Here is a 15,115-nt window from a genome sequence, read left to right on the forward strand (position 1 = left end):
CCGTCGGCCGGACCCTGTGCCGGCGGGTGCCGGTGCGGCACCGGTGTGCCGGTCCGGTCCCGTCGCCATCGTCCAGCAGAGTGCGCGGTCCGGGGCAGGCGGCCGACTCCGACCCGGCAGAGTGCTATATCCACTTTTGCATGGATAGTCTATGACGTGTGATCAAGTCTGGACGGCAACGGCTCCGTCGTGGCCACGGCCGGCGACGGCTCATCCTGCTGTCACCGGTCATCCTGACCATTGTCATCGCCAGCCTGGCGTACACCACTCCCCGAAGCATGGCCTTCAGCCGCCTCCTGCCGGCGGCGCCCGCTCTCGCCGCCGCCATGTGGCCCGTTCTCCCCACCGTCCTGCTGGGGACGGTCTGCCTCTTCCTCATGATCGGCCTCGGCATCGTCTTCCCCGACCTGGGGACGGGGTACACGGCGGCAGGGATCGTCGCGGTCACCGTGGCGGCCGCGTACGGGAGCCATGTCCGGCTCCAGCGGGAGCGGACCCTCTTCCAGGTCCGGCTCGTCGCCGACGCGGCGCAGCAGGTGGTTCTGAGCCCTATGCCGCGCCGCTTCGGGGCCGTCGAGATCGAGGCGCTGTACCTCGCGGCCGCGGCGGAGGCCCGCATCGGCGGCGACTTCTACGAGGTGGTCGACACGCGGTACGGCGTCCGGCTGCTCGTCGGCGATGTGCGGGGCAAGGGCCTCCCGGCGGTGGGGGCGGCAGCGGCGATCGTCAACGCCTTCCGGGAGGCCGCCTACGACGAGGCCGACCTCGTCAGCATCGCGCGCCGGCTGGAGGCCAGCAGCACCCGCTACAGCGCGGCCTTCGCCCGCGAGGGCCTGTTGGAGCGCTTCGCCACCGCCCTGCTCGTCGAGATCCCTCCGGAGGGCGGCCGTATCGACATCCTCAACTGCGGACACCCGCCGCCGCTGCTCCTGGACCGTGCGGAACTCCGTGTGCTGCGGCCCACCGCACCCTCGCCGCTGCTCAATCTCGCGGACCTGATCGGCGATCACTACAGCATCGACACCTTCGATTTCGGCCCCGGCGACCTGCTGCTGCTCTACACCGACGGGGTCGTCGAGGCCCGTGGCCGCGACGGCGGCTTCTTCTCTCTGGAGACCTGGATGGCCGGGTGGGCCTCCGCCCGGCCCCGCGAACTGCTCGACGCTCTCCACCGCGACCTCGTCCACTTCAGCGGAGGAAACCTGAACGACGACATCGCGGCCCTCGCCGTGCGCCTGGACGAAGCTCCGGAGCCGCGTCACGGTGAGCGGGATCAGTCCGCGTGACCGCGCCCCCTCGCCCCTTCGTCGTCCGACCGGAGCGCGATCGAACCGGGACGCTCACGCCGACCCGCCGCCGCGGCGTGGCGGGAACAGCGGCAAGGCCCCCTACGGGTGGCGGAGCGGCCGCGGCTCGATGGCACCCGCCTGATCGGTGAGGAGCACCACCGAGGGGGTGCCATGTCTCACGGAGCCCGCCGCACGCCGGGGACGACCGCGTAGGCACGGACGGGGAAGGTGCCGAAGCCTCTGACCCGGGGCGCGGCCGCGTGCAGCCGAGCGCCGTGGCGTGGGAGGTGGTCCAGACGGGTGAGGTGCTCCAGCACCGGGATGCCCGCGTCGAGCAGGACGGAGTGCGCCGGGCGTGCGTCGCCCCGCATGTCGTCGATGTTGGCGCTGTCGATGCCCACCAGTCGGGCGTCGGCTTCGGCGAGCGCCCGCGCGCCGTCTCCGGTGAGGTAAGGCGCGTCCCGGCCGTACGCCTCGGTGCCGAAGTGCCGGTCCCAGCCGGTGTGCAGCAGGACCGCCGCACCGGCCACCTCGACGCCGTCGAACGCGTCCGGGCCGATCCCGCGTTCGCCGTTCGGCGGCCCGGGCACCACGACGACCGGCAGGTCGGCGACGGCGTCCAGCGGCAGGTCGGCGAGGTCCGCCCGGTCGGGGTAGCGATGGAAGGGACTGTCGAGGTAGGTGCCGGTGTTGCCGACCATGCTGATCCGGTCGATCGCGAACTCCGTGCCCGCCTCGTAGTGGGCGCGGGACGCCTTTCGCGTCAGATGCGGGGTGATGACCGGGCCGGGCAGCCCGGGGAGGGTGACCATGCCTTCGGTGATCACATGGCTCAGGTCCACCAGTCGGGAGGGCGCCCGGACCTCGCGGTCCCGTTCGGCGGCCGCGGTGCCGGGGCACAGGCGCACGCGGTCGGCCGGCCCCAACCGGAGGGCCGCCACGAGCAGTTCGACGACCTGCCGCTCCGGCAGGTCGGAGCGCGGAACGTCCAGCGGGAAGCCCCGCACCCGCAGGGAGCCGCCGTCGGCCAGGGTCACATCGGCGTCGATCAAGGTGGAGTGGTCGGTCATGACCCTCATCCTGTGTCGACCGCGCGTCGAGCGCCATCGAGTCCTTCTTCAGTCGATGTGTAGCGTCACTGCATGCAGATCGATCCACGGCGGCTGGCCGTGCTCCGCGCGGTGGCCGACTCCGGCGGCGTACTGGCGGCGGCGAGCATCCTCCATCTGACCCCGTCCGCCGTCTCGCAGCACATCGCGCGACTGGAGGCGGAGACGGGTGTGACCCTGCTGGACCGGTCACGGCTCGGCGGGCGCCGGACCGTCGGGCTCACCGCCGCCGGACGCCTGCTGGCCGGCCACGCCCGGCGGCTGACCGAGGTACTGGCCGACGCCGAGCGGGACCTCAGCGCCCTGACCGGGCAGGTGACCGGCCCGGTCGCGGTCGGGGCCTTCGTGACGGTACTGGAGAACCTGGTCGCCCCGGCGGCGGCCTCCCTCGCCGCCACCCACCCGCGGATCGAGGTCCGCATCCGGCAGATCGAGCCGGAGCCGGGGCAGAGCGCCCTGCGCTCGGGCGCCCTGGACCTGCTGATCGTCGAGAGCGACGCCGCGGATGGCCCCGCCGAGGTCTCCGGAGCGCGCGCGGTGCACCTCCTCGACGACCCCTACCGCATCGCCGCCCCCGCCTCCTGGGGCCCGGTGGCGGACCTTCAGGCGCTCCTGGACCGGCCCTGGCTGAGCGGGCCGCCGGGCTCGGTCGCGCGGCGAGCCCTCGACCGGGTCGCCGCGCAGCACCGCACGCCGCTCAGGCGCGTCCACGAATGCCTCGACTTCTCCGCCACGCTGGCGGTCGTGGCATCGGGCCTGGCGGCGGCCGTGGTTCCGGCGCTGGCCCTGGCGCGCCGCGACGAGGGCGCCTTTCAGCTGCTGGACGCTCCGATGCTCGGTGCACGCCGCCTGGACCTGCTGCACCGCCCGGACCGCCATGAACCCAGCCCGGCCGCGCGCCTGGTCATCCAGGCCATTCGCGCCGTACGCTGACCGCGCTCCGAGCCCCTCGGTCGGTCGGGATCGCCACATCGCCGGGCGATCCGCGGCCCCGGCGCGACGGCGTGGCCGCCGCCGCGGTGGGCCCACCGGGGCTCGGACTCCCGCGCTCAGTCCGCGGCGTGACCCTCGCACACCGCACGACCGGACCCGGCGTGACCCCGGCCCCCTCCGCCTCCACGGCTCGCCCTCACTGCCGGTACCCGCTCAGGAAGCGCCCGATCCGGCTGATCGCCGCGTCCAGGTCGTCGGCGTAGGGGAGGGTCAGGATCCGGAAGTGGTCGGGGCGCGGCCAACTGAAGCCGGTGCCCTGGACGACCTGGATCTTCTCCCGAAGCAGCAGGTCGAGCACGAACTTCTCATCGTCGTGGATCGGGTGCACCTTCGGGTCGATGCGCGGGAACGCGTACAGCGCGCCCTTCGGCTTCACACACGACACGCCGGGGATCTCGTTCAACTTCTCCCAGGCGCGGTCGCGCTGTTCGAGGAGGCGGCCGCCCGGGGCGGTCAGCTCCTTGATGGACTGGCGGCCGCCGAGCGCGGCCTGGATGGCGTACTGGGCCGGGGCGTTGGCGCACAGCCGCATGGAGGCGAGCATGGTCAGCCCCTCCAGATAGCTGCGCGCGTGCTGCCGGGGCCCGGACACCACCAGCCAGCCGGAGCGGAAACCCGCCACCCGGTGCGTCTTCGACAGCCCGCAGAACGTGAGCACGACCAGGTCGGGGGCGAGGGTCGCGGCGGAGTGGTGCACGGCGTCGTCGTACAGGATCTGGTCGTAGATCTCGTCCGCGAAGACCATCAGCTGGTGGCGGCGGGCGAGTTCGAGGATGCCTTCCAGGATCTCCTTGGGGTAGACCGCGCCCGTCGGATTGTTGGGGTTGATGATGACCACGGCCTTGGTGCGATCCGTGATCTTGGAGGCCATGTCGTCGAGGTCCGGATACCAGTCGGCCGACTCGTCGCAGACGTAGTGCACGGCCTTGCCGCCGGCGAGGGTGGTGACGGCGGTCCAGAGCGGGAAGTCGGGGGCGGGGATGAGAACTTCGTCCCCGTCCTCGAGAAGGGCCTGCACGGCCATGGAGACCAGCTCGGAGACGCCGTTGCCGAGGAAGACGTCGTCCACCGTGACATCCGTCAGGCCGATCGCCTGGTAGCGCTGGGCGACGGCGCGGCGAGCGGAGAGCACCCCGCGCGAGTCGGTGTAACCGTGCGCCTTGGGGAGCATCCGGATCATGTCCTGGACGATCTCCTCGGGGGCCTCGAAGCCGAACAGGGCCGGGTTCCCGGTGTTCAGGCGCAGCACGCTGTGGCCCGCCTCCTCCAGCGCGTTGGCGTGCTCGATCACCGGGCCCCGGATCTCGTAGCAGACCTCGCTGAGTTTGCTCGACTGCCGGAACTCCATGCCGTGCCCTCCTTGGTCCCGGGTCCCCGCTTCTCGGGTCCCACGGGCCTCGTCCGTACCTCAACCGTGATGCTTGGTTTTACCAAGTGTGAGCTTGGAAAGTCCAACATCTTGTCTAGACTGCGCTGTATGCCGCCACGTCAGCCACGCCGTCGAAGCTACGACCAGTACTGCGCCCTTGCCCGCACCCTGGACGCCGTCGGGGACCGCTGGACCCTGCTGATCATCCGGGAGCTGCTGGCCGGACCGCGCCGGTACACCGACCTCCACGCCGACCTTCCCGGCGTCTCCACGGACGTGCTCGCCACGCGACTCAAGGACATGGAGGCGCAGGGGCTCGCGACGCGCCGAAAGCTCCCGCCGCCCGGAGCCGCGACGGTGTACGCGCTCACTCCGCGTGGGGCCGAGTTGCTGCCCGTGCTGACCGCGCTCGCCGAATGGGGCACGCCCGATCTCGCCGAACGCCGGGCCACCGACGCGCTGCGTGCGCACTGGTTCGCCCTGCCCCTCCGGCGCCGCCTTCCGGCGACCGAGGTCCCGGCCGTTGTCGACGTGGCCCTGGACGAGGGCGTGTTCCATGTGCGCCTCGGAGGCGAGGGGCCGGCGTACGGCGACGGGCCCGCCGAAACGCCGGCCGCCCGCCTCGTGCTCGACGCCGACACCTGCCACGAACTCTGCGAGGGGGCGCTCAGCGTGGAGCAGGGCGTCAAGGCGGGCCGGATCGAGGTGCTCGGCGACGGGCCGGTCGCCGCCGCGCTGCGCGGCGAGTGATCCGAACCGCGCGGGCGCGCCCTGGTGCCCCCACCCGCCTCGGCCGCTCAGCGCGTCGCGAGGTCCACGATGCGCTGGATCAGGTCCGGATAGGTCCAGCCGGACCCGGTCGCGGCGAGGGGCAACAGGCTCGTCGCCGTCAGCCCCGGGAGCGCGTTCACCTCGAGGCACCTCGGCGCACCGCCGGCGTCGCAGCGGAAATCCGTGCGCGAGTAGGTGCCTCCACCGAAGCCCAGGGCCCGGTGCGCGCGGAGGGCCGTCTCCTGCAGTCGGGAGGCGAAGTCCCCGGGGACCCGGGCCGGACACACCTCGCTGACCGCTCCGGGCTGGTACTTCGCCGTGTAGTCGAACAACGGCGTCGTCAGCTCGATCTCGACCACGGGGAGCGCCTGACCGCCGACCACGGCCACGGTGAACTCCCGCCCCGAGAGGAACGGCTCCACCATCAGCTCGACGTCATCGGAGCGGGGGTGCCCCTCGGTCGCGATCCGCGTCAGCTCGGCGAGCGAGTCGACCCGGTGGACCGACACGCTCGAACCGTCCGCGACCGGCTTGACCACCGCCGGGCCGGCCGCCACCAGCCGCCGCACCTCACCCGGGACCTCACCCGCCGCAGGCCGCCACAGCACCCGCTCGGTCACCGGCACCCCCGCCGCATCCAGCACCGCCTGCGCCCGCCCCTTGTGCCAGGCCGCCGCGCAGACCGCGCTGCCCGCACCCGTGAACCGCACGCCGGCCATCTCCAGCAGCGCCTGCACATGCCCGTCCTCGCCCCAGCCGCCGTGCAGCGCCAGGAAGACCAGCTCCGCGCCGCGCAGCAGCTCCAGGACCGGACCGCCGGTCAGCGCGGCGTGCATGCGCTGCCGCATCCGATGCCGGTCCGGGAGGGACGGCGGCTCCTTTCCCACCGCCACCCCGTCGACCGCGTCCCCGGGGCGTAGCGGCCCGGCCAGGACCGGCACCGCCGCGGCCGGGTCGACCAGCACCACCTCGTGTCCCCGCTCCAGCAGGGCGCGGGTCACCGACCAGCCCGAGGCCAGGGAGACGTCGCGCTCCGGACTCTCTCCACCGCACAAGATCACAACACGCATACCGATTTCGTCACCTGTCTCCGGCCTGGTTCGCGGCTGCCTCTGGGCCGGCCGGTCGGCTCAGACGCTGCGTGGAGGGGGCGGTCAACCGGTCGTCACACCGGTCTCATCCCGCCGAGTTCAAGATCATCAGCTTGTCCGGGTTCGGGAGGGCCACGAAGCCGACCTTCGCGTAGACCGCGTGGGCGTCGAGCGTGGAGAGCATGACGCGATTGAGGTGGTAGGGCGCGAGGTGGTCGCGTACGGCGCCCGCCAGCCAGGTGCCGAGCCCCCTCCCGCGGTGCGCGGGGGCGACGTAGACGTCGCACAGCCAGGCGAAGGTCGCCGAGTCGGTGACGACGCGCGCGTAGGCGACCTGAGGGCCGGCGGCGTCGTGGACGGCGAAGTTGAGAGAGCCCCGCACCGACTGCTCGACGGCTTCCCGACTGCGCCCCAGCGCCCAGTACGTGTCCGTCGAGAGCCAGTGGTGCACCAGGTCGATGTCGATACGGCTCGGATCCGTGGAGAGCTCGTAGCCGTCTTCCCTGCTAGTGATCATGCTCAGGAAGCGTACACGGCGTTACTTGGATATTCCAAGCAATGACTTGGAATATCCAAGTAGATATCTCCTGGATGGTCCGCGTCCTGGTCAGCCGGCGTGCGACAGGTCGCGCCGGGTGACCACGAGGATGGCCATGTCGTCCTCGTGTTCGCCCTCGGTCCAGCGGCCGACATCGTCGGTGAGGGCGTCCACCAGCGCGTCGGGGTCCCTGAACCGCCGGCGCATGCGGCGCGAGGCGACCGGGTCGTAGAAGGTCCCCCGCCTGTCCCGCGCCTCGGTGACGCCGTCCGTCACCAGCAGCAGCGACGCCCCCGGAGGCAGCCGCACCACATCGGCGGCAACGGGGTCGGCAGGCGCGATATCGCCCAGCCCCACCCCGAGAGGCAACTGCGGGACGGTCGGGTCGAGCCGTACGAGCCGGCCGTCGTGCGCCAGATACGGGGGGGGATGCCCCCGGTTCACCAGGCTCACCACCTCACCGTCGGCGGACACCTCGGCCAGCACGGCGGTGGTGAAGCCCTCCGTGGAGATCACCGGGCCGCCCTGGGCCGCCGCCCTGGCCATCGCCTCGTCCATCCGCCGCCCCAGGGTGTCCACCGTGGGAGCGTGTTCGGCCTCCTGGCGGAACGCGCCGATCGCGACCGCCACCGCCGCGACGGCCGCGATGCCCTTGCCCCGCACATCCCCGATGATCATCCGCACCCCGAACGGCGTCTCCTGCACCGCGAAGAGATCGCCGCCGATCCGCGCCTCGGCATGCGCCGCCGTATACCCCGCGGCCACGGCCAGCGGCCCGACCACCCGCGGCGGGTCCGGAAGCACCGCCCGCTGGGCCGCCTCCGCCACATCCCTGGCAAGCGCCAGATCACGGCCTTGCCGCGCGATGAGCCGGTTGACCGCGAGCGCCAGTACGCCGATCGTGCCGACCACGGCCAGATCGACGAGCAACGGCGTCGCCGGGCGTCCGCGCTCGATGTCCACCGCCACCGAGACCACACACGTGACACACACGACGGCGAGCGCGGAGCGGAAGGAGAGCATGGCACCCGCGACGAGCGGGGCGGCGGCCAGCAGCGGAAGTCCCGTGTACGGCTGGGGCGCGAAAAGGTTCAGCAGCACGCCGACCACGAGGACCAGCGCCGCGAGCACCCACGGCACCTTCGTGAGCGTGGGGTGCAGGACTTTCACAGTGCATCTCCTGCTGCCGAGCCGCGCTCACGACCAGAAGAAACGGAGCCGACCGCACGGTCTGCCCTTACCACACCACTTTCACACTTCCGATGACTTCACATATACGCCTCGCGAGCCGAACGCGCGCGTCGCCGGCACCCCCCCCCGTGTCGACGACATGACCCGCGCCGACAGGTGGGGGACGATCCCACCGACGGCACGCCCCACCGGAGATGCCTGGACGTGCCGCCTTTCGTACACCCGGTGTTCACCGCGCAACCGTGTTCCGGTCCGGTGAGTCTCACCTTCCAGATCACGCGAACCACGCTCCGTGCGTCATCACGCGAACCACGCTCCACGCGTCCTGGGAGGAACCATGCGCATCCGTGCGCTCTGTACCACCGCCGTCAGCCTCGCCGCCGTACTGACCGGCGGCGTCGCCACCGCCGTGGACGGCCCGCGGCCGAACGCGGACGGCGCCCGGCCCCACGCGGCCAAGGCGCCGGCGTCCGTGCGGGAGGACTTCGACGGCGACGGCTACCAGGACCTCGTCACCGCCGCCCCGGGCGGCGCCGTCGCCGGGCGCGCCGAGGCCGGCTACATCGTCGTCAGCTACGGGTCGGCGACCGGTCTCAAGGCCGCGCGCACCACCGTGATCAGCCAGAACACCGCGGGGGTGCCCGACGCCGCGGAGAGCCAGGACCACTTCGGCCAGCGGCTGGCCGCCCGTGACCTCGACGGGGACGGCCTCACCGACCTCGCCGTGGCCTCGGACGAGCGACTGGACGGCATCGGCAACCACGGCTCCGTGACGGTGCTGTGGGGCCGCCGGGGCGGCCTCAGCGGCAAGGGCGCCGCGGCCGTCCAGGCACCGGCCGGCTCCAGCGGCTGGTGGGTCGGCGACGACCTCACCGCGGGCGACTTCGACGGCGACGGCCGCTCCGACCTGTTCATGCGGCACGGCGCCGACGGCGAGCAGCGCTCCGTGCTCTTCGGCCCGTTCGACCGGTCCGGGGCGCCCGCCAGGGAACAGCGGCTCAACATGTTCTTCTCCGACAACGACCTGTGGATGGTCACCGCGGGCGACATGACCGGCGACGGCATCGACGACCTCGCCACCTTCTACGCGTTCGAGGAGCACGCCGAGGGCGGCAGGTTCTGGCGCGGCACCCCCTCGGGCCTCTCCACGGAGCCCACCCCGCTCGGCTCGGCGGCGGCCGCCACGGTCGGCGACTTCGACCGCGACGGCAAGGGCGACCTGGCGACCCGGGTGGTCCCGGGCGGCATCCTGGAGGACCTGCCCTACGACGCCGGCACCGTCAAGATCTATTACGGGACGTCCAGCGGCCCCAGCAGGACCCGGACCACCACCATCACCCAGAACACCGCCGGCGTTCCGGGAACCAGCGAGAAGGGCGACCAGTTCGGCGCCCGACTGGACGCCGGCGACGTCACCGGCGACGGCTACGCGGACCTCGCCGTCGGCGTGCCCTTCGAGGCTGTCGGGAGCAAGTCGGCGGCCGGTTCGGTGGTGCTGCTCAAGGGTGGCCGCGGCGGTCTCCGCGGCACCGGCGCACAGGCATTCGACCAGGACACGCGAGGCGTTCCGGGTGTCGCCGAGGCCGGTGACCGCTTCGGCGGCGCCGTTCGGCTGCTGGATGTGACCAAGGACGGCAAGGCCGAGCTGGCCGTCTCCGCCCCCCGTGAGAACCGCACCGGATCCGTGTGGTCGCTGCGCGGCACCGCCGCCGGCCTCACCGCGACCGGCTCCGTCGCCCTGAGCCCCGCGGACGTGCACGCCCCCACCGGGACCGGCGACTTCGGTTCCCGCTTCGCCAACGAGAACGACGTCTTCCTCTACCCGCCGAGCTCCTGAGCCCGGGCTCACCGGGTGAGCGACCCGAAGCCGCTCACCCGGTGAGGGCCGGACACCGCTCACCCGGTGAGTACCCGGAACCGCTCACCGGGTGAGCACCCGACACCACTCACCCGGTGAGCCCACACCACGACCCGCCTCCTGCCTTCCACCCCCGCCTTCGCGGTGGCCCGCCGAGGGCACCCCGCGAAGCGACCCCGGCAGTACGCTGATCATCTCGCCGTAGTGCGAAGTGGAAACCGTTCTACGTTCACTCAGTTGGGGGTTGGTTGTCATGGCGGACACGCTTACGTCCGCGGTTCCGGGTGCGGGGGGCGTCGCGGATCGGAGCCGTCTGGAGGTGCTGGCGTCGGTCGAACGGCGCGTGCTGTGGCTGTCGACGGCGATCATCGACCACGCCAATCGGGTGCGCCCCAACCCGGACGGGCTGAAGGTCGGTGGTCACCAGGCGTCCTCCGCGTCGATGGTCTCCATCATGACGTCGCTGTGGTTCCACGACCTCGACGCGCGGGACCGCGTGTCGGTCAAACCGCACGCCTCGCCGGTGCTGCACGCGATCAACTACCTGCTGGGCGAGTTGGACGAGCGCTACCTGACCACGCTGCGGTCCTTCGGCGGCCTGCAGAGCTACCCCAGCCGCCTCAAGGACCCCGACCCGGCGGACTATTCCACCGGGTCGGTCGGCATCGGCGCCACCGCGCCGATCTGGGGAGCCATCGCCCGCCGCTATGTGGAGGGCCACTTCGGCGGAGCGGGGACCGGGCGGCAGTACTCCCTGATCGGTGACGCCGAACTGGACGAGGGCGCCTGCTGGGAGGCGCTGCAGGACCCGGCGGTCGCGGGGCTGGGGGAGGTGGTGTGGATCGTCGACCTCAACCGGCAGTCCCTGGACCGCGTCGTTCCCGAGATCGCCGCGGGCCGGCTGGAGGGGATGTTCACCGCCGCCGGCTGGCAGGTGATCACGCTCAAGTACGGACGACTGCTGCAGGAGCTGTTCACCCGCCCGGGCGGTGCCGAGCTGCGCACCCGGCTGGACACCATGGGAAACCCCGAGTACCAGCGGCTGCTGCGCTGCACGCCCGAGCAGTTGCGCGAGCGCCTGCCCGGCACCGGTACGACGGCCGAGCCCATCGCCCGGCTCCTGTCCGCACTCGACGACGCGACGCTGCACGCGGCGCTGCGCAACCTCGGAGGCCATGACCTCCAGGCCCTGCTCCATGCGTACGACGGCATCGACGACACCCGCCCCACCGTCATCTTCGCCTACACCGTGAAGGGGCACGGCCTGCACAGCGAGGGCCATCCGCAGAACCACTCCTCGCTGATGTCGGCCGAGCAGATGCGGGAGCTCGCCGCCCGCCTGGGCACCGACCTCGACGCCCCGTGGACCGCCTTCCCGGCGGACAGCCCGGAGGCCGAGCTGTGCGCCCGCACCGCCGCACGGCTGCGCCGCCCCGCCTTCCCGCCCCGGGAGCCGCCGGCCGTGCCCACCGACATCGGTCGCACCCCCACCGGCACCGGCAACACCCAGCAGGCGCTGGGCCGTGTCCTGCTCGACCTCACCCGCCAGGCCCCCGAGGCGGCCGGGCGCATCGTCACGGTGAGCCCGGATGTCAGCTCCTCCACCAACCTGGGCGGCTGGCTCAACAAGATCAAGGTGTGGTCCCCCACGGAGCGGCCGGACTGGTTCGCCGACGACGCTGAGACCATCCTGCACTGGCGGGAACACCCCACCGGACAGCACATAGAGCTGGGCATCGCCGAGACCAACCTCGTCGGACTGCTCGGAGAGCTGGGCACCACCTGGAGCCGCTGGAGTCAGCCACTGCTGCCCATCGGTGTCCTGTACGACCCCTTCGTCAACCGGGCCCTGGAGCCGTGGTCCTTCGGCATCTACGCCGGAGGCCAGTCGATCCTGGTCGGCACCCCCTCCGGGGTGACCCTCGCCCCCGAGGGTGGCGCGCACCAGTCCATCACCACCCCGTCGCTGGGCATCGAGCAGCCCGGGTGCGTCAGCTACGAACCCGCCTTCGTCATCGACACCGAGTGGTGCCTGCTCGCCTCCCTCGCCCAGCTGGGCCGCCCCGACGGGCAGTCGGCGTATCTGCGCCTGTCCACCCGCCCCGTCGACCAGCAGCTCGCCGCGGTACCCGCCGACCCCGCCGCCCGCGAGCGCCGCCGCCGTCAGAGCGTCGCCGGCGCCTACGCCCTCCGCCGCCGCTCCCGGCCGGTGCTGACCATCGCGGCGATGGGGGCCACCGTCCCCGAGGCGCTCGCCGCGGCCGAGCGCCTCGACGCCCTCGGCCACCCGACGGACGTCGTCTGCGTCACCAGCCCGGATCTGCTCTTCCGTGCGACGCGGGCGCGGCGAGGGCGTGAGGAGGGCCCGTCCTGGATCCTCGACCAGGTCTTCCCCGCCGACCGGGCCACCCCGCTGGTCACCGTCGTGGACGGCCACCCGCACACCCTGGCCTTCCTCGGCACGGTCAACAACGTGCCGGTGCAGACACTGGGTGTGTCGCGCTTCGGCCAGAGCGGCACCATCGACGACGTCTACCGCTACCACGGCATCGACGCCGACTCCATCGTCGGCGCCGCCCTGGACCTCGCCGACCTCTGACCGTACGCCTCCGGTGCCGGATCGGCGCCTCGTCCCGTCCGCGGGTACGGGACGCCGATCCCGCCGTCGCCGGGGCGACGCCAGCCGGCCGCCGCCAGGCACTCGCCGGTCACCCGCGGGGTTCCCGCCGTGTCAAGTCGAGACGGCACGCATTGCTCCATACGGGGTGAATGCGCATATCTGTCCGCTGAGCGGATGACGCGCCCCCGAGGCGGCGACAGAGTGGCCTTGAGGGGGCGCGACCCGCTCCGAAGTCGGGCCGCGGCTTTCCGACCATGACGGAGGCGGCACATGTCCGAGAATCAGCGGGAAGGCCAGCCTGGCGCCCTGTCCACCCCCGACTGCGGCGACAAGGACGACGGCGACAGGTTCTACCTCTGGCTCAAGGTGAAGAACTGGTCGCAGAAGCCGCTCGGCTCCTGCAACCCCATCATGAGGCTTTACGGGAAACCGGAGTGCGCCGTGATGAGCGGCGGAGCGGACGACGACCTCCTGCTGGTCCCCACCGCGCGCGTCAAGGGAATCGAGTGCCGCGACGTCTGGAACACTCCCGACCTTCACTACTGGAACACCGCGTGGGAATACGTGGAACTCAAGATGAGCGCCGCCGGAACCGGCCTGGGGATCAACTCGGCGGCCGACCGAACCGAGGACCAACTGCACATCCACATGGTCGCGTTCAACCCCTACGCACGGGACCATCTGGAGAAGAACGTGAGCAAGCTCGCCACCAAACCGGATGACTGGGCGAACAAGGTTCTCCTCGTGCCGGGCCACGACCCCAAGGGATCACAGGATCGCTCCTATCGGGGGCTCTACATCAAGGAGTCCATCCCCGAGAAGGACAACCTCTTCTACCTTCTGGCCAAGCACGTGCCCGGCGCGGCCAACCGCATGGCAGGACAAACGCTGATCGTGATTCCGGGATCGCAGAATCCCGGATTCTACGTGCTGAACAGCGAGCCGACCCTGAGCCCCGGCCCCGGAACCGGCACCTGCGACTACATCCTCAGGTGCAAGTAGCCGCACCCGCCGCGGCAGCGGGCGCATGCTCCCGGGCGTTCGGTTGAGGGCGCCTCCTAGCGCGGTGTTCCGGGCCGGGGTCGGGTGAGCAGGTTGTGGTCGAGGGCCTTGATGACGGCGTGGGTGCGGTCGTTGACATCGAGTTTGGCGTAGACGCGAAGCAGGTGGGTCTTGACGGTCGCTTCGCCGATGGTGAGCCGGGTGGCGATCCGGGTGTTGGTGAGGCCGTCGGCGACGGCGTGCAGGATGTCGGTTTCGCGCGGGGTCAGCGCGGGGGGCGTGGGTTGGCGTATACGGGCCGTGAGGCGTTGGGCGACGCGGGGGGCGAGCACGGTTTCGCCGCGGGCCGCGGAGTGCACGGCGTCGGTGAGTTGTTCGCGTGTGGTGTCCTTGAGGAGGTAGACGATGGCCCCCGCCTCCACGGCACGTTCGATTTCGACGTCGGTCTCATACGTGGTCAGGATCAGCACCCGAGTGCCGGCGTCCCCGGCGACGATCTCGGCGGTGGCGGATGTTCCGTCGAGCACGGGCATCCGCAGGTCGAGGGGGCCACGTCGGGTCGTAGCCGCTGAACGAGCTCGACACCGGCGCGACCGTCGCCGGCCTCGCCGACGATGTCGATGCTGGGCTCCGAGGCGAGGAGGGCGATGACGCCGGCGCGCATGACGGTGTGGTCGTCGACGACGACGATGCGGACGGTGTCTCGTGCGGAGTCCCGCGTCGTGTCTGCCATGTCATTCCCGGCCCTTCGTGGGGAGGTGGGCGAGGAGGCGGGTGCCTTCGCCGGGGGAGCCGCCGGTCTCCTCGATCCGCAGACGGGGGTGGGCGGCCTGGGCCTCGGCCGTCTGCGCGCGCAGCGGCTCGACGTGCTTCTTGCCGTCCAACTCGGGGCCCTTCAAGGTCACATCGACCCGCATCGCCGTGCCGTCGGCGGAGCGCACCGGCGCGGCCACCGAGAGGACTTCAGGCAGGCCCCGCATGCGCTGGGACACCTCGTGTGCGGCGGCCCGGGCGGCGGCCTGATCCAGGCGCCCGGTGCCGGGCCTGGCAGTGATCAGTACCCGTTCCAGCGGCTTCTGCTCCAGACCCCCCTCGGCCGCCATGGCCTCGCCCCGACCCGCCTCGCCGATGCGGAAGTCCTCACTGCTCGCCGCGTTGACACCGGCGCTCATCCCGGCGCCGAGGCACAGAGCGACGAAGAGGAACCAGCCGGCGATGGCGCGCCAGGGATGTCCAGCGCTCCATCGGGCCATGCGTACAAGGAGATTGGTCATGCGTTCATGC

General features: G+C 71.9%; 11 protein-coding genes and 2 pseudogenes. 6 read left to right on the plus strand and 7 right to left on the minus strand.

The genetic code is table 11. The features are described 5' to 3' along the window. Positions 1-158: 158 nt before the first annotated feature. On the plus strand, positions 159-1,286 hold the full coding sequence (locus LRS74_RS32580; RefSeq protein WP_277744387.1) for a PP2C family protein-serine/threonine phosphatase: 1,128 nt from the start codon (positions 159-161) through the stop codon (positions 1,284-1,286). 179 nt (positions 1,287-1,465) lie between these two features. Here the strand turns inward: LRS74_RS32580 and LRS74_RS32585 are convergent, their stop codons facing one another. Continuing rightward, positions 1,466-2,359, minus strand: coding sequence for a cyclase family protein (locus tag LRS74_RS32585; RefSeq protein WP_277744388.1), 894 nt, complete (start codon positions 2,357-2,359; stop codon positions 1,466-1,468). A gap of 72 nt (positions 2,360-2,431) precedes the next feature. Here LRS74_RS32585 and LRS74_RS32590 point away from each other — a divergent pair, with 72 nt between their 5' ends. After that, complete coding sequence (locus LRS74_RS32590; protein ID WP_277744389.1) at positions 2,432-3,331, plus strand: LysR family transcriptional regulator; 900 nt, start codon at positions 2,432-2,434, stop codon at positions 3,329-3,331. 196 nt (positions 3,332-3,527) lie between these two features. On the opposite strand, the gene LRS74_RS32595 is transcribed toward LRS74_RS32590, so the two are convergent. Further along, positions 3,528-4,739 (minus strand): pyridoxal phosphate-dependent aminotransferase, encoded by a 1,212-nt coding sequence (locus tag LRS74_RS32595; RefSeq protein WP_277744390.1) that lies wholly within the window; start codon positions 4,737-4,739, stop codon positions 3,528-3,530. Between the two features lie 129 nt (positions 4,740-4,868). On the opposite strand from LRS74_RS32595, the gene LRS74_RS32600 reads away from it, so the two are divergent. Next, complete coding sequence (locus tag LRS74_RS32600; RefSeq protein ID WP_277744391.1) at positions 4,869-5,510, plus strand: helix-turn-helix domain-containing protein; 642 nt, start codon at positions 4,869-4,871, stop codon at positions 5,508-5,510. 47 nt (positions 5,511-5,557) lie between these two features. On the opposite strand, the gene LRS74_RS32605 is transcribed toward LRS74_RS32600, so the two are convergent. From LRS74_RS32605 to LRS74_RS32615, 3 genes are all read right to left on the minus strand, one after another. Further along, positions 5,558-6,601 (minus strand): D-alanine--D-alanine ligase, encoded by a 1,044-nt coding sequence (locus LRS74_RS32605; protein WP_277744392.1) that lies wholly within the window; start codon positions 6,599-6,601, stop codon positions 5,558-5,560. A 106-nt stretch (positions 6,602-6,707) separates the two neighbouring features. Further along, a complete protein-coding gene (locus LRS74_RS32610; RefSeq protein ID WP_277744393.1) occupies positions 6,708-7,139 on the minus strand; it encodes a GNAT family N-acetyltransferase in 432 nt (143 codons plus the stop codon). A gap of 90 nt (positions 7,140-7,229) precedes the next feature. Then, on the minus strand, positions 7,230-8,330 hold the full coding sequence (locus tag LRS74_RS32615; protein WP_277744394.1) for a PP2C family protein-serine/threonine phosphatase: 1,101 nt from the start codon (positions 8,328-8,330) through the stop codon (positions 7,230-7,232). 358 nt (positions 8,331-8,688) lie between these two features. Between LRS74_RS32615 and LRS74_RS32620 the strand changes: the two genes are divergently transcribed. The 3 genes from LRS74_RS32620 (at position 8,689) to LRS74_RS32630 (ending at position 13,831) form a co-directional block, all read left to right on the plus strand. Then, positions 8,689-10,188, plus strand: coding sequence for an FG-GAP-like repeat-containing protein (locus LRS74_RS32620; protein ID WP_277744395.1), 1,500 nt, complete (start codon positions 8,689-8,691; stop codon positions 10,186-10,188). Positions 10,189-10,462: 274 nt separating this feature from the next. Further along, complete coding sequence (locus tag LRS74_RS32625) at positions 10,463-12,808, plus strand: pyruvate dehydrogenase (RefSeq protein ID WP_277744396.1); 2,346 nt, start codon at positions 10,463-10,465, stop codon at positions 12,806-12,808. 291 nt (positions 12,809-13,099) lie between these two features. Next, positions 13,100-13,831 (plus strand): CDP-diacylglycerol diphosphatase, encoded by a 732-nt coding sequence (locus LRS74_RS32630; protein WP_277744397.1) that lies wholly within the window; start codon positions 13,100-13,102, stop codon positions 13,829-13,831. Positions 13,832-13,887: 56 nt separating this feature from the next. Here LRS74_RS32630 and LRS74_RS32635 read toward each other — a convergent pair. Beyond that, positions 13,888-14,564 (minus strand): annotated as a pseudogene (locus LRS74_RS32635) (response regulator transcription factor). Between the two features lie 61 nt (positions 14,565-14,625). Then, positions 14,626-15,105 (minus strand): annotated as a pseudogene (locus LRS74_RS32640) (MMPL family transporter); the annotation flags it as partial. Positions 15,106-15,115 lie beyond the last annotated feature (10 nt).

Source organism: Streptomyces sp. LX-29 (genome assembly GCF_029541745.1).
GTDB lineage: Bacteria > Actinomycetota > Actinomycetes > Streptomycetales > Streptomycetaceae > Streptomyces.